The sequence below is a fragment of the Pseudomonas sp. 203-8 genome, assembly GCF_020708595.1.
Classification (GTDB): domain Bacteria; phylum Pseudomonadota; class Gammaproteobacteria; order Pseudomonadales; family Pseudomonadaceae; genus Pseudomonas; species Pseudomonas aeruginosa.
In genome coordinates, this window is sequence record NZ_JAJFDF010000019.1 from 15,328 (window position 1) to 31,021 (window position 15,694).

16 protein-coding genes are annotated in these 15,694 nt (G+C 68.6%); 5 read left to right on the forward strand and 11 right to left on the reverse strand.

The window, feature by feature from the left end; translation table 11 throughout:
• Positions 1 to 168: 168 nt before the first annotated feature.
• Complete coding sequence (locus tag LJF27_RS30035) at positions 169 to 1,062, reverse strand: LysR family transcriptional regulator (protein ID WP_010793635.1); 894 nt, start codon at positions 1,060 to 1,062, stop codon at positions 169 to 171.
• A 107-nt stretch (positions 1,063 to 1,169) separates the two neighbouring features.
• Between LJF27_RS30035 and LJF27_RS30040 the strand changes: the two genes are divergently transcribed.
• On the forward strand, positions 1,170 to 2,237 hold the full coding sequence (locus LJF27_RS30040; protein WP_023116834.1) for a YeiH family protein: 1,068 nt from the start codon (positions 1,170 to 1,172) through the stop codon (positions 2,235 to 2,237).
• Here LJF27_RS30040 and LJF27_RS30045 read toward each other — a convergent pair.
• The 5 genes from LJF27_RS30045 to LJF27_RS30065 all read right to left on the reverse strand — a co-directional run bounded on the left by LJF27_RS30045 (position 2,211) and on the right by LJF27_RS30065 (position 6,623).
• Positions 2,211 to 3,176, reverse strand: a complete 966-nt coding sequence (locus LJF27_RS30045) for an acylcarnitine hydrolase (protein WP_021205040.1) — start codon at positions 3,174 to 3,176, stop codon at positions 2,211 to 2,213. The two genes, LJF27_RS30040 and LJF27_RS30045, sit on opposite strands and share 27 nt — an antisense overlap.
• Before the next feature lie 5 nt (positions 3,177 to 3,181).
• The gene (locus LJF27_RS30050) at positions 3,182 to 3,661 is read right to left on the reverse strand and encodes a thioesterase family protein (protein WP_004351796.1); all 480 of its coding nucleotides are present in this window, start codon (positions 3,659 to 3,661) and stop codon (positions 3,182 to 3,184) included.
• 50 nt (positions 3,662 to 3,711) lie between these two features.
• On the reverse strand, positions 3,712 to 4,677 hold the full coding sequence (locus tag LJF27_RS30055) for an L-carnitine dehydrogenase (RefSeq protein WP_003096713.1): 966 nt from the start codon (positions 4,675 to 4,677) through the stop codon (positions 3,712 to 3,714).
• A gap of 50 nt (positions 4,678 to 4,727) precedes the next feature.
• Complete coding sequence (locus LJF27_RS30060) at positions 4,728 to 5,612, reverse strand: 3-keto-5-aminohexanoate cleavage protein (RefSeq protein WP_003096716.1); 885 nt, start codon at positions 5,610 to 5,612, stop codon at positions 4,728 to 4,730.
• 72 nt (positions 5,613 to 5,684) lie between these two features.
• A complete protein-coding gene (locus LJF27_RS30065) occupies positions 5,685 to 6,623 on the reverse strand; it encodes a choline ABC transporter substrate-binding protein (RefSeq protein WP_003096718.1) in 939 nt (312 codons plus the stop codon).
• Between the two features lie 210 nt (positions 6,624 to 6,833).
• Here LJF27_RS30065 and cdhR point away from each other — a divergent pair, with 210 nt between their 5' ends.
• The gene (cdhR, locus tag LJF27_RS30070) at positions 6,834 to 7,844 is read left to right on the forward strand and encodes an HTH-type transcriptional regulator CdhR (RefSeq protein WP_003114442.1); all 1,011 of its coding nucleotides are present in this window, start codon (positions 6,834 to 6,836) and stop codon (positions 7,842 to 7,844) included.
• On the opposite strand, the gene argE is transcribed toward cdhR, so the two are convergent.
• The 5 genes from argE to cls all read right to left on the reverse strand — a co-directional run bounded on the left by argE (position 7,774) and on the right by cls (position 13,213).
• The gene (gene argE / locus LJF27_RS30075; protein WP_010793634.1) at positions 7,774 to 8,928 is read right to left on the reverse strand and encodes an acetylornithine deacetylase; all 1,155 of its coding nucleotides are present in this window, start codon (positions 8,926 to 8,928) and stop codon (positions 7,774 to 7,776) included. The two genes, cdhR and argE, sit on opposite strands and share 71 nt — an antisense overlap.
• A gap of 56 nt (positions 8,929 to 8,984) precedes the next feature.
• Positions 8,985 to 9,659: a DUF1028 domain-containing protein gene (locus LJF27_RS30080; RefSeq protein WP_003106037.1), complete on the reverse strand. Its 675-nt coding sequence runs from the start codon at positions 9,657 to 9,659 to the stop codon at positions 8,985 to 8,987.
• 13 nt (positions 9,660 to 9,672) lie between these two features.
• Positions 9,673 to 10,095: a RidA family protein gene (locus tag LJF27_RS30085; protein ID WP_003096732.1), complete on the reverse strand. Its 423-nt coding sequence runs from the start codon at positions 10,093 to 10,095 to the stop codon at positions 9,673 to 9,675.
• Entirely contained in the window at positions 10,095 to 11,447 is a 1,353-nt protein-coding gene (locus LJF27_RS30090; RefSeq protein ID WP_003122387.1) for a flavin-containing monooxygenase, read from the reverse strand. The genes LJF27_RS30085 and LJF27_RS30090 overlap by 1 nt, the downstream gene beginning before the upstream one ends.
• Before the next feature lie 293 nt (positions 11,448 to 11,740).
• On the reverse strand, positions 11,741 to 13,213 hold the full coding sequence (gene cls / locus LJF27_RS30095; RefSeq protein WP_003121332.1) for a cardiolipin synthase: 1,473 nt from the start codon (positions 13,211 to 13,213) through the stop codon (positions 11,741 to 11,743).
• Positions 13,214 to 13,366: 153 nt separating this feature from the next.
• Between cls and LJF27_RS30100 the strand changes: the two genes are divergently transcribed.
• From LJF27_RS30100 to LJF27_RS30110, 3 genes are all read left to right on the forward strand, one after another.
• Positions 13,367 to 13,837, forward strand: coding sequence for a DUF1348 family protein (locus tag LJF27_RS30100; RefSeq protein ID WP_003106041.1), 471 nt, complete (start codon positions 13,367 to 13,369; stop codon positions 13,835 to 13,837).
• A 221-nt stretch (positions 13,838 to 14,058) separates the two neighbouring features.
• Positions 14,059 to 15,036 (forward strand): dipeptidase, encoded by a 978-nt coding sequence (locus tag LJF27_RS30105; RefSeq protein ID WP_003106042.1) that lies wholly within the window; start codon positions 14,059 to 14,061, stop codon positions 15,034 to 15,036.
• Positions 15,037 to 15,162: 126 nt separating this feature from the next.
• Positions 15,163 to 15,693, forward strand: a complete 531-nt coding sequence (locus tag LJF27_RS30110) for a DUF5943 domain-containing protein (RefSeq protein ID WP_003107282.1) — start codon at positions 15,163 to 15,165, stop codon at positions 15,691 to 15,693.
• Position 15,694: the final 1 nt, after the last annotated feature.

The window sequence follows — 15,694 nt, forward strand, 5'->3', positions numbered from 1 at the left end:
GCTAATTCGACCGCCAGCGACACCGCCACAATCGCCTCCAGCGGCTTGCGGAATGCAGCGGACGGCTTCCGGAAAACGCCAGACTCACACTGAGGGCCGTTCCTGGCTCCTTTTTCATCCCCCTCCGCGCGTCGGGCGCGGCAGGGGGATTTTTTTGCCGGAAGCCGGCTAGCCGGCGCCGACTCCCGCCCGACAGTGTTCCCAGAAACGCTCGAAGCCCGGCGAGAGGAACTTGTCGCGCTGGCGCAGCATGTAGAAGCGCCGGCGCAACGGCGGCAGGCTGCTGCGCAGTTCGACCAGCGCGCCGGAGGCCAACTGTTCCTCGACCACCCAGCGCGACAGGCAACTGATGCCCAGCCCGGCGGCGACGCTGTGCTTGATCGCCTCGGAGCTGCCCAGGTCCAGGCTGTCTTCCAGGTAATGCAGGTGGCCCAGCAGGGCGTGGCTGACCTCCTCGCGCGTGCCCGAGCCGGGCTCGCGCAGCAGCCAGCGCGCCCGGCGCAGGGCCTCGCGGGAGACCTGGGTGCGCAAGGCCAGCGGGTGGCCGGGCGCCGCCACCACGATCAGGCTGTCCTCGAGCCAGGGCTCCACCCGCAGGCCCGGCTCGTGGCAGGGGCCTTCGATGAGGCCGATGTCCGCCGCGAAGGTCACCACGTCCTGCACCGCCGAACCGGTGTTGCCGATGCTGGCGTTGACCCTCACCCCCGGCTGCTCCCGCTCGAAGGAGGCCAGCAGGCGTGGCAGCACGTAGTTGCCGATGGTGCTGCTGGCCGCCACCGTCAGGCTCGCCTGGGGCGCGGCGGAAACCGCGAACTGCTGCTCCAGTTGCGCCACCCCGTCGAGCAGGCGCAATGCCTGGGGCAGGAAGCGGCGGCCGACCTCGTTCAGTTGCAGGCGCTTGCCGACCCGGTCGAACAGGCGCGTGGAAAGCTGCGACTCCAGCTCGTTGAGCGCAGCGCTGGTGGCCGACTGCGACAGCGAGATGGATTCCGCCGCCGCCGTGGTACTGCCGCAGCGAGCCACCGCACAGAAGATCTGGAGCTGACGGAAACTGAGGGCCATGGACTAACCTACCTGTTTTTCAGGTATTTAATACAGAAACTATTCGTTTCACAAATTCATGCCCGCTACCTAACCTGCGTCCCGTGACCTCACCTGAGGAGCGAAGGATGCACACCCTCCCCGTTAAGACCGGTACCAGACCCCTGGCCCAGGTCCAGAAACTCATCCCCGGCCTGCTGCTCAGCGCCGCCCTGGCCGGCGCGGCGATCCTCCTGGGTCGTTCGCAATGGTTGCAGCACAACGGCATCAGCGCGCTGACCCTGGCCATCGTGCTCGGCATCGTCGTCGGCAACACCCTGTACCCTCGGATCGCCGCCGGCAGCGCCGCCGGCGTCGGCTTCTCCAAGCAGATCCTGCTGCGCGCCGGGATCATCCTCTACGGCCTGCGCCTGACCTTCCCGGACATCGCCGGCGTCGGATTGCACGGCGTGCTGCTGGACGCCCTGATGCTCGCCAGCACCTTCGGCCTGGCGTGCCTGCTCGGCACCCGGCTGTTCGGCCTGGACCGCACCACCACCCTGCTGATCGGCGCCGGCAGTTCGATCTGCGGCGCCGCCGCGGTGATGGCCACCGAGCCGGTGGTGCGCGGCCGTGCCGAACAGGTCGCGGTGGCGGTCTCCACCGTGGTGGTGTTCGGCACCCTGGGCATCTTCCTCTATCCGGCGCTGTTCCAGCTCGACCAGGACTGGGGGCTGCTGCCGCGCGACCCTGGCACCTGGGGCGTGTACATCGGTGCCACGGTGCACGAGGTGGCCCAGGTGGTCGCCGCGGGTCGCTCGATCGGCATCGAGGCAGCGGATACCGCAGTGATCGCCAAGATGGTCCGGGTAATGATGTTGGCGCCCTTCCTGATCCTGCTCTCGGCCTGGCTGGCACGCGACAAGGCGCACCGCCGGCAGCACAGCGGCGCGACCAAGATCACCATTCCCTGGTTCGCCGTCGGCTTCGTACTGGTCGCCGGGCTCAACTCGCTGGTCAGCCTGCCGCCGGCGCTGGTCAGCCACGTCAACGACCTCGACACCTTCCTCCTGGCCATGGCAATGGCCGGCCTCGGCCTCGGCACGCACCTCTCGGCGATCCGCCGCGCCGGCCTCAAGCCGCTGCTGCTGGCCGCCCTGCTATTCGCCTGGCTGGTGCTCGGCGGTGGATTACTCACCCGCCTGGCGCTCGCCTGAGTCCTCCGCCAGGAAGCCCTGCACGGCCCGCCGCAAGGCCTCGTGCAGGGCTTCCACCTCATCGATGCCGTGGCCGCGCAGGCAGCCATGGACCAGCCCGCTTCCCGGATAGAACCCTGCCTCGCCACCCGCCGCGCGTAGCGCTGCGCCATAGCGCTCGCCGTCGTCGCGCAGCGGATCGAATTCGGCAACCGCCACGAAGGCCGGCGGCAGGCCAGTGAAATCAGCGGCCTCCAGGGGTAGCGCCAGCGGCTGTCGGTGCAGCGCCGCCAGCGGCAGGTAGGCGTCCAGGCACGCCTGCACATCGCCGAGGCCGAGCAACGGCGCGTCGGCGCAGTCGATCCGCGAGGGCGATGGCGCAGCGGACAGCAAGGGATAGAGCAATATCTGCGCGGCCGGCGACGGCGCGCCGCTATCGCGCAGGGCCAGGCACAGCGCCGCCGCCAGGTTGCCGCCGGCGCTGTCGCCGGCCACCAGCAGGCGTCGCCCATCCAGCGCTTCGTCCAGCTCGCCCAGGCTCAGCGCCTGCCAGGCACGCAGGCAATCCTGCAATGCCGCCGGGAACGGATGCTCCGGCGCCAGTCGGTAATCCACCGCCAGCACCAGCAGGCCCAGGCGCGCCGCCAGGTCGGCGCAGATGAAATCGTGTGAATCGAGGCCGCCGAGCATCCAGCCGCCACCGTGCAGGTAGAGCAGCGCCGGCCAGCCACCGGGCGGTGCCGGGCGGTCGGGGCGATAGCGGCGCACGCGCACCGGCGGCGCGGCCGGCAAGCAGGAGTCGAGCACCCGCAAACCGGCCGGGCGCGGCGGCGCGAACGCCTGGCACATCCGCGCGTAGGCCGCACGTTGCGCATCCAGGCGCGGACTGTCGCTGGCGAACGCCCGGCTGTGCTCGACGAAGCGCCACATCGCCGGAGACAGCGGATACTTCGCAGCCATCGCGCTCAGCGCACCGGCGGCAGGCCGATCACCCGACCGACACCTTCCGGCACGGGGAGCGCGCGATGTGCCTCGGCGAGCGCCTCGACCCGCGCCAGCACCTCGCCTTCGAACGGTACCGAGCGCGGGCCGTCGAGGCTGACGTGGAGCAGCATCTGCTCGCTCAGCGCCAGCGCCTGCCCGCTGCCAGGCAGGTACAGGGCATGGTGGATATGCAGGCGCTTGCGATCGTGACCGAGCAGTTGCGTACGCACCTCGACCCTGGCGCCCTCCTTCACCTCATGGAGGAAGTTCAGGTGGCATTCCAGGGTGAACAGCGAGTGTCCGCTGGCGTTGCGGTTCTGGCTGTCCAGGCCGATATGCGCCATCAGCGCATCGGTGGCGTAGCTGAACACCAGCAGGTAGAACGCATCGCGCAAGTGGCCGTTGTAGTCCACCCACTCGGGCAGGACCGGCGTCTCGTAGGTCGTCAGGACTTGGCTCATGGCAGGCTCCGTGGTTGCGCTACGCCCGGCGGGGCGGAAGGCGCGTCATGTCACTCGGCGAAGGCGAAGCCGTGCCGGGCCTTGGTTTCCCTGATCGCCCCGAGCACCGCCAGCAGGCAGTCGTCGCGGTAGCGCTCGAGCTCGGCGATGCTGCGCGCGCCCTGCTGCTCGGCGGTGCCCTCCACCACCCGGTCGATCAGGGCTTCGGTGAGTTCCGGCGCCGGCAGGTAGGTCCAGGGCAATTGCAGCGCCGGGCCGAACTGCGCCATGAAGTGGCGCATGCCGGCGTTGCCACCGGCCAGGGTGTAGGTCAGGAAGGTGCCCATGAACGACCAGCGCAGGCCGGCGCCGAAGCGGATCGCATCGTCGATCTCGCCGGTCGTGGCCACGCCGTCGTTGACCAGGTGCAGCGCCTCGCGCCAGAGCGCCTCGAGCAAGCGGTCGGCGATGAAGCCGGGCACTTCCTTGCGTACGTGCAGCGGACGCATGCCCAGCGATTCGTAGACCCGCATCGCCGCCCGCACGGCCTCGGCAGCGGTGCGTTCACCGCCGACCACCTCCACCAGCGGCAGCAGGTAGACCGGGTTGAACGGGTGGCCGACCAGGCAGCGCTCGGGGTGGCTCGCCTCGGCGTAGAACTCGCTGGGCAGCAGGCCCGAGGTGGAGGAACCGATCAGCACGTCGGGCCGCGCCGCGGCGCTGATCCTGGCGTGCAGGTCGAGCTTCAGGTCGAGCCGCTCGGGGGCGCTCTCCTGGATGAAATCGGCGTCGCCCACGCATTCCTCGATGCTCGCGACGAAGCGCAGGCGCTCCTGCGCCGCGCCGGGCGCCAGGCCCTGTTTCCGCAAGGCCGGCCAGGCATTGGCGACGCGCGCGCGCAACGCCGCTTCGGCGCCCGGCGCCGGATCCCAGGCGACGACGTCGAGGCCGTGGGCCAGGGCGCGGGCGATCCAGCCGCTGCCGATGACGCCGCTACCGAGGGCGGCGAAGGTCTTGATCTCGGTGACGAAGGACATGGACATCTCCAGAAGTTGTTCCCGCCCCCGACGGGGCGGGGAGGAAGAAATCAGCGCGGCTTCAGGTTCATCCTGCGGCGCCCTTCCGCCGGGCTCAGGGCGCGCCCGCCGAGGCGCTCGATGATCTCGATGGCGCGCTCCACCAGGCTGCCGTTGCTCGCCGGCACGCCCTTGTCCAGCCAGATGTTGTCCTCCAGGCCGACCCGCACGTTGCCGCCCAGCAACATGGCCTGGGCGACCATCGGCATCTGCGTGCGGCCGATGCCGAAGCCGGCCCAGGTCGCCCCCGGCGGCAGGTTGTCGGCCATCGCCTTCATGGTCGTGGTATCGGCCGGCGCGCCCCAGGGAATGCCCAGGCAGATCTGGAACAGCGGATCCTCCAGCAGCCCTTCCTTGAGCATCTGCTTGGCGAACCAGAGGTGGCCGGTATCGAAGATTTCCAGCTCGGCCTTGACCCCCAGCTCGGTGATGCGCCGGGCGCCGGCGCGCAGTTGCGCAGGGGTGGAGACGTAGATGTAGTCGCCGTCGCCGAAATTGAGGGTGCCGCAGTCCAGGGTGCAGATTTCCGGCAGCAGCTCCTCGACATGCCTGAGCCGCTCCAGCGGGCCGACCAGGTCGGTGCCGGCACCGAACTCCAGGGGCTGCTCGCCCTTGCCGATCTCCAGGTCGCCGCCCATGCCGGCGGTGAGGTTGATGATCACGTCGGTGTCGCTTTCGCGGATACGCTCGACCACTTCACGGTACAGTGCCACGTCGCGGCTGGGCTTGCCGGTGGCGGGGTCGCGGACATGGCAGTGGGCGACGGTGGCGCCGGCCCTGGCCGCCTCGATGGCGGCCTCGGCAATCTGTTTCGGAGTGACCGGGATCGCCGGATGCCGGCCGACGGTATCGCCGGCGCCGGTCACCGCGCAGGTGACGATGACTTCATGGTTCACGGTGGTAGCTTCCTGTATTCGGGGTGTACGAAGCCCCGCCCGGCCGCGCCGGGCGGAACGGATAGGTGCGGGTTACTTCAGCGAGGCCTGGAGCGCGGCCAGGCCGTCCTTGCCGTCGAAGGTGCTCACGCCATCCAGCCAGGCCTTCAGCGGCTCGGGGTTGGCCTTCAGCCACTGCCGCGCGGCGTCGAGGGGCTGGGTGCGATCGAGGATCGGCGCCATCACCTGGCTGACCTGGGCGCTGCTGAAGCGCAGGTTGTGCAGCAGCCGGGCGACATTGCCGCACTGCGCCTGGTAGCCGGCGGCGGTCATGGTGGAGACGGTGGCCGCGCCTTCGTCGGGACCGAACACATCCTCGCTGCCGGTGAGGTAGGTCATGTCGATCTGCAGGTTCATCGGATGCGGCTTCCAGCCGAAGAACACCACCCACTGCTTGCGCTTGATCGCCCGCTTCACCGCCGTGAGCATCCCGGCCTCGCTGGACTCCACCAGCTGGAAGCCCTTCAGGCCGAAACGGTTGTCGTCGATCATCTTCCGGGTGATGCGGTTCGAGCCGCTGCCAGGCTCGATAGCGTAGATGCGGCCGCCAAGCTTGTCCTTGAAGCGGGCGATGTCGGCGAAGGTCTTCAGCCCGCCCTCGGCGACGTAGCTCGGCACCGCATAGGTGGACTGCGCGTCGGCCAGGGTCGGCGGCTCGATCACTTCGATCCGGCCTTTGTCCAGGTAAGGCCTGGCGACCGGCTGCATGGTCGGTTGCCAGTAGCCGAGGAACAGGTCCAGCTGCTTGTCGGCCAGGCCGGCCAGGACGATCTGTTGCGAGGCGCTGGTCTGCTTCACCTGGTAGCCCAGGCCGTCGAGCAAGGCCTCGGCCACGGCGCTGCTGGCGACCACGTCGGTCCAGTTCACCGTGCCCAGGCGCACCGTGCGGCACTGCTCGGGTTCGGCGGCCAGGGCGGCGCCACTGGCCAGGATCAGCAGGGCGCAGCCCAGCTGGCGAATCGTCGTCTTCATCGGTCTCCCCTCGTGCGGCTATTGATTGTTTTTCTGCGAGGTGGGCGCCGGCCCCTTGCGAGACCGACCCTGGCGACCAAGGTACGCAGCCGGGACGGCGGCGAAGCGCACTGCGGCGACCAGCTCTTGCACTGCAGCGACCTGGCCATTGCCAAGCGCGGCGGGCCTGCGCTACACACAGGCTGCGCAACCTCAACCCCGGAGCGCCCCATGTCCCAGGACTTCTGGTTTCTCCTGCTGCCCGGCTTCTCGGTAATGGGCTTCGTTTCCGCCGTGGAGCCACTGCGAGTGGCCAACCGCTTCCACGCCGACCTCTACCGCTGGCACGTGCTCAGCGCCGACGGCGGTCCGGTGCTGGCCAGCAATGGCATGTCGGTGAACAGCGACGGCGCGCTGGAGCCGTTGAAGAAAGGCGACCTGCTGTTCGTGGTGGCCGGTTTCGAGCCGCTGCGGGCGGTCACCCCGGCACTGGTGCAGTGGCTGCGCAAGCTCGATCGCAACGGCGTGACCCTCGGTGGCATCGATACCGGCAGCGTGGTGCTGGCCGAGGCCGGTCTGCTCGACGGGCGCCGCGCGACCCTGCACTGGGAAGCCATCGACGCCTTCCAGGAGTCCTACCCGCAACTGAGCGTGACCCAGGAGCTGTTCGAGATCGACGGTCCGCGCATCACCTCGGCCGGCGGCACCGCCTCCATCGACCTGATGCTCGACCTGATCGCCCAGGCCCACGGTCCGCAACTGGCGGTGCAGGTTTCCGAGCAGTTCGTGCTCGGCCGCATCCGCCCGCGCCAGGACCACCAGCGCCTGCAGGTGGCGACCCGCTATGGCGTGAGCAACCGCAAGCTGGTGCAGGTGATCGGCGAGATGGAGCGGCATACCGAGCCGCCACTGACCACCCTGGAGCTGGCCGAGCGCATCCAGGTCACCCGCCGCCAGCTGGAACGGCTGTTCCGCGTGCACCTGGACGACACGCCCTCGAACTTCTACCTCGGCCTGCGCCTGGACAAGGCCCGCCAGTTGCTGCGCCAGACCGACCTCAGCGTGCTACAGGTGAGCCTGGCCTGCGGCTTCGAGTCGCCGTCGTACTTCTCCCGCAGCTACCGCGCGCGCTTCGCCGCCAGTCCCAGCCAGGATCGCGCGGTGCTGCCGCTCAAGGCTCCCGCAGCCACGCCGCCAGGCGCGCCAGCAGGGCATCGCACGCCTCGAGCTGAGCGAGGCTGACGAACTCGTCCGGCTTGTGGCCCTGGTCCATGCTGCCGGGACCGCAGATCACCGCCGGGATACCGGCCTGCTGGAACAGCCCGCCCTCGGTGCCGAAGGCCACGGTGGAGAAATCCGTCGAACCACTGAGCAGGCCGATCAGCTCCGCCGCCTGGCTGTCGTCTGCGGTGAGCAGGCCGGGATAGGCCGATAGCGGCGTGAAGCGGATATCGGTACTTCGCTCCACCGCGCGCATCCGCGGCAGCAGTTCGCTTTCGGCATAGTCGCGGAGTTCCTCGGCGACCTGCCGCGGGTCGTCCGCCGGCAGCGCGCGGACCTCGAAGTCGAAGCGGCACTCGGCGGGCACGATGTTCAGCGCCCGGCCGCCCTGGATCAGTCCGGTCTGCACCGTCGAGTAGGGCGGGTCGAAACGCCGGTCGTGGCGCTCCGGCACCGCCAGGCGCGCGCCGATCTCGCCGAGGCGGCCGATCAGCCGCGCGGCGTATTCGATGGCATTCACCCCCTGCGGCGCGTAGGCCGAATGGCAGGCCGCGCCGTGCACCTCGCAGCGCATGGCCAGCTTGCCCTTGTGGCCGAGCACCGGCTTCAGCTCGGTGGGCTCGCCGATGATGCACAGCAACGGCTTGTGCGGACGCCGCTCCAGCGCCGCGAGCAGCGAACGGACGCCCAGGCAGCCGACTTCCTCGTCGTAGGAGAACGCCAGGTGCACCGGCAGGCGCAACGGCGCGGCGAGGAACGCCGGGACGGCCGCCAGCACGCAGGCCAGGTAGCCCTTCATGTCCGCCGTGCCACGCCCGTAGAGGCGGCCATCGCGCTCGCTGAGCCGGAACGGCGGCACGCTCCAGGCCTGGCCGTCCGCCGGCACCACGTCGGTATGCCCGGAAAGGCAGACGCCGCCACGGTCGCTGGGGCCGATGGTGGCATAGAGATTGGCCTTGCGGCCGTCGGCGTCGAAGAACAGTTCGCTGTCGACGCCGAAACCCGCCAGGTAGTCGCGGACGTAGTCGATCAGCGCCAGGTTGGACTCGCGGCTGACGGTGTCGAAGGCCACCAGGTCGGCGAGGATGTCGCGGCTGCCGGGCATGTCGGGCTCCAGGGCGCAGGTCTCGCGCTGCGCCGTCGAGGAAGGGAACGACCCGCTCACTCGTCGCCGGGCACGCCGTAGCTCGGCGCACGGGTCGGGTCGAGGGCGCGGGTCACATAGTCCTGCATCTGCGGCTTGTAGGCGAGCCACAGTCGCTCGAGCTGGCCGATGGGGTCGTGCTCGGCCCAGTCGACGCGCAGGTCGACCACCGGCCAGAGCAGGTCGCCGACCACCGACAGCGCCGCCGAATGCACCGGCCCGGCTTCGCCACCAGCGGCCAGCGCGGCACGCATCGCCGCCAGCAGGCGCTCGGCGAGCAGGCCTTCGGCGTTCTCGAAGGCATCCACCATCGCCTCGATCACTTCCGGCGCGGCCAGCAGGTTGCCGGCCGCCACGCATTGTTCGCCGGCCCGCGCATGGTGGACGCCGAGCGCCTCGCGGCCGGTGAACAACGCGGTGCGGCCGTGCTGGTCGATCACCGTGACCTGGCGATACTGGCCATAGCCGTTGCTGCTCAGCGCCTGGTCCAGCGCTTCGCCAGGGGCCAGGCCCTGGTCGAGGCGGTCGAGGATCTGCGGGCCGAGCGCCGGCAGGGTGATGTTCTGCGTAGCCACCGCGCCGGTGCCGGCGCGCAGCCAGGGACAACGGGCGCCGACGGCGATGCTCGACGAGCTGATGGCGATGCCCAGCTGGCCGGTTTCGGCGCAGCGGCCGACGATGGAAAAGGTCATGGCGCGCGCCTCCTCATTGCTGCCAGTCGTCGGGAATCACCGCGATCACGTCGATCTCCATCAGCCACTGCGGCTGGCCGAGGGCCGAGACCACCAGTCCGGTGGAGATCGGGAACACCCCTTTGAGCCACTTGCCGACTTCGCGATAGACCGGCTCGCGGTAGCGCGGATCGATCAGGTAGGTGGTGGTCTTGACGATGTGCGAGAGGTCGCTGCCGGCTTCCTCAAGCAGTTGCTTGACGTTCTTCATCGCCTGCTCGGCCTGGGCGCGCGGGTCGCCGAGGCCGACCAGGTTGCCGTCGAAGTCGGTGCCGACCTGGCCGCGCACGTACACCGTGTTGCCGGCGCGCACGGCCTGGCAGAGATCGTTGTCCAGGGACTGGTTGGGGTAGGTGTCCTTGGTGTTGAACATGCGAATGCGGGTATGGGTAGGCATCAGCTGACTTCCTGGAGGCTGGTTTGCGGAGCTTGCGAGGCGCGGTCCTGTTCCTGGCGCTGGGCGGCGTCGCGGTATGCGAGGTACTTGCGCTGGATGGCGATGTGGTCGGCGACATGGCGCGCGTCGTGCCAGACGCCCCAGATGAACGAGGAGCCGCGCCGCGACAGCCAGGGCAGGCCGATGAAATACACGCCGGGTTCGCTGGACACGCCACGCTGGTGGCGCGGCTTGCCGTCGCGGTCGAAGGCATCGACCTGCAGCCAGCCGAAGTCGACGGCATAGCCGGTGGCCCAGATGATGCTGCCCACCCCGGCCTCGGCCAGGTCCAGTTCGAGGATCGGATCGGTCACGCACTGCGGGTCCGGCAGCCGGCGGCGCGCCTCGGGCTCTTCCGGCAGGTCAAGGCCGTTGCGGGCGATATAGGCGTCGGCGGCGTCGAGCAACGCCAGGTAGTTCTCGTCGCCGCGCGCCAGGTTCTCCGCCAGGTCCGGCCGGAAGGTCGCGACGCCGTCGACGAAGGATTCGGTCAGTCCGACCAGGGTCACGCCCTGATGCGCCAGGGCGCGGAAGTCCACGGTATGTCCGCCGCGGGCACCGCTCACGGCGATGGTCACATGCTCGCGCCCGGGCTTGGCGACTTCCGCATCCCATTCGCCGAGCACGCCCAGCCACCAGCAGAAGTCGCGGTTGCGGTAGGAACGCGGCGGACGGTCATGAGCGCCCACCGAGAGGTAGACCTGGCGCCCGGCACGTTGCAGCTCGTCGGCGATCTGTACCCCCGACGAACCGGCGCCGACCACCAGTACCGCACCTTCGGGCAGCTGCTGCGGGTTGTAGTAGTGGGCCGAGTGGATCTGCCGGATACGCTCGTCGCGCGGCGCGATCGGCGGGATCACCGGACGCTGGAACGGGCCAGTGGCGGCGACCACGCGGTTGGCCTCGATGGTCCCTGCGGAGGTGTCCACGGTGAAGCCGGGGCGGCCGACATTGCGCACCACCTTCCTCACCTCGACGCCGGTACGGATCGGCGCGTCGAATTTCTTCGCGTAGGCCTCGAAATAGGCCGCCACCTGGTCCTTACCGGGGAAACCGTCGGGATCGATGTCGAATTCCATTCCCGGGAAACGGTCGTGCCAGGCCGGGCCGTTGGCCACCAGCGAATCCCAGCGTCCGCTGCGCCAGGCCTCGGCGATGCGGTTGCGCTCCAGGACCAGGTGCGGCACGCCGAGCCGGCTCAGGTGCTCGCTCATCGCCACGCCGGCCTGGCCGGCGCCGACGACGAGGGTGTCGGTCTTTTCCACGGTCCCGTCCGTGCGCGAGGGCAAGGCGGTGCGATTCAGGTCGGTCATGGCTCGGTTCCTCGGACTCTGGTCGTTCTTGTTCTGCGGTTGCGTGATGGCCGCATTCTGTTCAGAGCCGGGGAATAGCGAAATTATGATTTTTGTAGTCGCTGGCTAGGGAAAAGCTGCACGCCCGCGCGGTCGGCGGGCGGCAGAGGCGTCGCTCAGGACCTGCCGACGATCTGGCGAGCTGGAGAAACCGGGCGAAAACGGACGGGGAAGCGGAGTCCCCGAACGGCAACCGAGCTTTCCGAAGCCGTTTCCAACGCGGTTTTGCCGACGTACAGAGTTCGCGAAGGTTTTCAGAGGATCGGCGAGACCAGCCGCGCCACGCGCATCCCCAGTTGCTGCAGGCGGCGCACGCTGCGGCGGTCTTCCGGAGTGAATTCGAGCGACTCGGCGAAGTCCGCCTCGAGCATCGCCTCCACCTCGCCGGCGAAGCCCTCGTCGACGGTCACCACCATCACCTCGAAATTCAGCCGGAACGAACGGTTGTCCAGGTTGGCGCTGCCGACGGCGGCGGTGTCGCGGTCCACCAGCACCACCTTCTGGTGGAGGAAGCCGGGCTGGTAGCGGAACACCTTGACCCCGGCACGGATCGCCTCCAGCGCGTAGAGGCTGGACGCGGCATACACCGTGCGGTGGTCCGGGCGCGAGGGTATCAGCAGGCGCACGTCGACGCCGCGCAGCACCGCCAGGCGCAGGGCGGCCATCACCGCTTCGTCGGGAACGAAATACGGCGAGGTGATCCAGACCCGCTCGTGGGCGGCGTTGATCATCTCGACGAAGAACAGCGAGCAGGTTTCCTGGGCATCCGCCGGACCGCTGGCGACTACCTGGCAGAGCGCGCCCTCGCTGTCGTACTGCGGCGGCAGGATCAGCGGCGGCAGGCTGTGGGTCGCCCAGTACCAGTCCTCGGCGAAGCTTTCCTGCAGGCACGCCACCGCCGGCCCGCGCAGTTCCATGTGGGTGTCGCGCCAGGGCGCCAGCGGCGGCTTCTCGCCGAGGTACTCGACGCCGACGTTGTGCCCGCCGACGAAACCGCACTCGCCATCCACCACCACGACCTTGCGGTGGTTGCGGAAATTCACCTGGAAGCGGTTGAGCATGCCGCTGCCGGTGCTGAAGCCATGCATCTGCACGCCGCCCTGGCGCAGCCGCTCGACATAGCGGTGCGGCAGCGCGTGGCTGCCGATGGCGTCATAGAGGAAGAACACCTCGACGCCGTTGGCCGCACGTTCCAGCAGCAGTTGCTGGAGGCGCTGGCCGAGGGCGTCGTCGCGGACGATGAAGAACTGCACCAGGATCACCTGGCGGGCGGCGGAAATCGCCTTGAACATCGCCTCGAAGCTGGCCTCGCCGTTGACCAGCAGGCGCACCCGGTTGTTCGCCAGGGTCGGCGTGCGGGTCATCCGCACCAGCGCCTTGAGCCCCTTGTAGCCGCTGACCTGGCGGGCCGCCAGGGCCTCCTCGACCCAGGGACGCCAGTCCAGCTCGGCGGCCGCCAGGTGCATCTCGCGGTTGGCCTGGCGCCGCGCCTCGATGTAGGCGTCGAAACGGCTGCGACCGAACACCAGGTACGGCAGCAGGGTCAGGTACGGCATGAATACCAACGAGGTGGCCCAGGCGATCGCGCCCTGGGCGGTGCGCACGGTGAGCACGGCATGGATGGCGGCGACGAAGCCGAGTACCTGGATACCGACCAACAGCAGGCCGAGGTAGGTGGTGGAGGTCATTGCGCGAGGTCGATCCTTGTCCACTCCGGTGGCGGCCATCATAGCCCTCTCCGGGGTAGGTCTGGCCAGCCTGGCAAACAGCCAGGGGGGCGAGGCGGGATTGGCAGGATCCGTGGGATCGACGTCATTCGGCCGCGCTCGCCCTGCCCTACGCTGCTCCCATCGAAACCACCGCAGACCGAGGAGCCCGCCATGAGCGACGTCCGTCCCCCGCTTCCCCCCTTCACCGCCGAAACCGCCGCGCAGAAGGTCCGCGCCGCCGAGGACGGCTGGAACAGCCGCGACCCGCAGCGCGTCTCGCTGGCCTACAGTCCCGACAGCGTCTGGCGCAATCGCTCGACCTTCGTCCGCGGCCGCGAGCGGATCGTCGAATTCCTCAGCGGCAAGTGGCAGCGCGAGCAGGAGTACCGGCTGATCAAGGAACTCTGGGCGTTTACCGGCAACCGCATCGCCGTGCGCTTCGCCTATGAATGGCACGACGACTCGGGCAACTGGTTCCGCTCCTACGGCAACGAGAACTGGGCGTTCGACGAGCAGGGATTGATGTACGAACGTCACGCCAGCATCAACGACCTGCCGATCCGCGAGGACCAGCGGCTGTTCCGCTGGCCGCTGGGGCGCCGGCCGGACAACCATCCGTCGCTCGGCGAACTCGGCCTCTGAACCCGCGCCGGCAGGGGCGCGCGCACTCCCCGTTGCCGGCCCCGGGCGGCCAGCGCCTGTTCCATCCGCGACATTGCCCTCCGTCGTTGCGGTCGCACGCTTGACGCTTTCGGCACGACCCTGGTCGTTTTCGGGCCGGGTCGCGCCGGGCCCCGACGATATGCTGCCCCCAAAGCGTCGGCACAAGTCCCGGCGCGCCCAGCCTGAAAGGGGTATGCCAGATGAGCCCAGCCGAATTGCACGCCGACAGCATCGTCATCGACGGTCTGATCATCGCCAAGTGGAACCGCGAACTGTTCGAGGACATGCGCAAGGGCGGCCTGACCGCCGCCAATTGCACCGTATCGGTATGGGAAGGCTTCCAGGCGACGGTGAACAATATCGTCGCCAGCAACAAGCTGATCCGCGACAACAGCGACCTGGTGATCCCGGTGCGCAGCACCGCGGACATCCGCAAGGCCAAGGAGCAGGGCAAGACCGGCATCCTCTACGGTTTCCAGAATGCCCACGCATTCGAGGACCAGATCGGCTACGTCGAGGTGTTCAAGCAGCTCGGCGTGGGCATCGTGCAGATGTGCTACAACACCCAGAACCTGGTCGGCACCGGCTGCTACGAGCGTGACGGCGGGCTCTCCGGCTTCGGTCGGGAGATCGTCGCGGAGATGAACCGGGTCGGCATCATGTGCGACCTCTCCCACGTCGGCAGCAAGACTTCCGAAGAGGTCATCCTCGAATCGAAGAAGCCGGTCTGCTACTCCCACTGCCTGCCGTCCGGCCTCAAGGAACACCCGCGCAACAAGTCCGACGAGGAGCTGAAGTTCATCGCCGATCATGGCGGCTTCGTCGGTGTGACCATGTTCGCGCCGTTCCTCAAGAAAGGCATCGACTCGACCATCGACGACTACGCCGAGGCCATCGAGTACGTGATGAACATCGTCGGCGAGGACGCCATCGGCATCGGCACCGATTTCACCCAGGGCCACGGCCACGACTTCTTCGAGTGGCTGACCCACGACAAGGGCTACGCCCGGCGCCTGACCAACTTCGGCAAGATCGTCAACCCGCTGGGCATCCGCACCGTCGGCGAATTCCCCAACCTCACCGAGACCCTGCTCGAGCGCGGCATGCCCGAGCGCGTGGTGCGCAAGGTGATGGGCGAGAACTGGGTAAGGGTCCTGCGCGACGTCTGGGGCGAGTAACTCCCGGCCCACTCCCGACTCGTCGCCTCTTCCTCCAGGGAGGGGCATTGCATCGCACCCATCTTCCCTCTCCCCGCCTCTCTCCCTGAAGGGAGAGAGGGAGTCAAAAGAATCGGAGCTTACACCATGGCCAAACATGCCCCCCAACTGCCCATCGAGGTCGACAGCGAGACCGGCGTCTGGACCACCGACGCCCTGCCGATGCTCTACGTACCGCGACATTTCTTCGTCAACAACCACATGGGCATCGAGGAAGTGCTGGGCGCCGACGCCTACGCCGAGATCCTCTACAAGGCCGGCTACAAGTCCGCCTGGCACTGGTGCGAGAAGGAAGCCGAATGTCACGGCCTGGAGGGCGTGGCGGTGTTCGAGCACTACATGAAGCGCCTGTCCCAGCGCGGCTGGGGCCTGTTCGAGATCGAGCGGATCAACCTCGAGGAAGGCACCGCCGAGGTCCGCCTGCGGCACTCCGCCTTCGTCTACGTCTACGGCAAGGTCAATCGCAAGGTCGATTACATGTTCACCGGCTGGTTCGCCGGCGCCATGGACCAGATCCTCGCCGCCCGTGGCAGCAGCCTGCGCACCGTGGCCGAACAGGTCTACAGCGGCGCCGAGGACGGTCACGAAGACGGCCTGTTCGTCGTCAAACCCCTGTAAG

What these genes read in the sequence shown, in the direction of transcription:
- LJF27_RS30035 (WP_010793635.1), bottom strand. Translation starts at nt 1,062, where the DNA reads ATGGCCCTCAGTTTCCGTCAGCTCCAGATCTTCTGTGCGGTGGCTCGC.
- LJF27_RS30040 (WP_023116834.1), top strand. Translation starts at nt 1,170, where the DNA reads ATGCACACCCTCCCCGTTAAGACCGGTACCAGACCCCTGGCCCAGGTC.
- LJF27_RS30045 (WP_021205040.1), bottom strand. Translation starts at nt 3,176, where the DNA reads ATGGCTGCGAAGTATCCGCTGTCTCCGGCGATGTGGCGCTTCGTCGAG.
- LJF27_RS30050 (WP_004351796.1), bottom strand. Translation starts at nt 3,661, where the DNA reads ATGAGCCAAGTCCTGACGACCTACGAGACGCCGGTCCTGCCCGAGTGG.
- LJF27_RS30055 (WP_003096713.1), bottom strand. Translation starts at nt 4,677, where the DNA reads ATGTCCTTCGTCACCGAGATCAAGACCTTCGCCGCCCTCGGTAGCGGC.
- LJF27_RS30065 (WP_003096718.1), bottom strand. Translation starts at nt 6,623, where the DNA reads ATGAAGACGACGATTCGCCAGCTGGGCTGCGCCCTGCTGATCCTGGCC.
- cdhR (WP_003114442.1), top strand. Translation starts at nt 6,834, where the DNA reads ATGTCCCAGGACTTCTGGTTTCTCCTGCTGCCCGGCTTCTCGGTAATG.
- argE (WP_010793634.1), bottom strand. Translation starts at nt 8,928, where the DNA reads ATGCCCGGCAGCCGCGACATCCTCGCCGACCTGGTGGCCTTCGACACC.
- LJF27_RS30080 (WP_003106037.1), bottom strand. Translation starts at nt 9,659, where the DNA reads ATGACCTTTTCCATCGTCGGCCGCTGCGCCGAAACCGGCCAGCTGGGC.
- LJF27_RS30085 (WP_003096732.1), bottom strand. Translation starts at nt 10,095, where the DNA reads ATGCCTACCCATACCCGCATTCGCATGTTCAACACCAAGGACACCTAC.
- LJF27_RS30090 (WP_003122387.1), bottom strand. Translation starts at nt 11,447, where the DNA reads ATGACCGACCTGAATCGCACCGCCTTGCCCTCGCGCACGGACGGGACC.
- cls (WP_003121332.1), bottom strand. Translation starts at nt 13,213, where the DNA reads ATGGCCGCCACCGGAGTGGACAAGGATCGACCTCGCGCAATGACCTCC.
- LJF27_RS30100 (WP_003106041.1), top strand. Translation starts at nt 13,367, where the DNA reads ATGAGCGACGTCCGTCCCCCGCTTCCCCCCTTCACCGCCGAAACCGCC.
- LJF27_RS30105 (WP_003106042.1), top strand. Translation starts at nt 14,059, where the DNA reads ATGAGCCCAGCCGAATTGCACGCCGACAGCATCGTCATCGACGGTCTG.
- LJF27_RS30110 (WP_003107282.1), top strand. Translation starts at nt 15,163, where the DNA reads ATGGCCAAACATGCCCCCCAACTGCCCATCGAGGTCGACAGCGAGACC.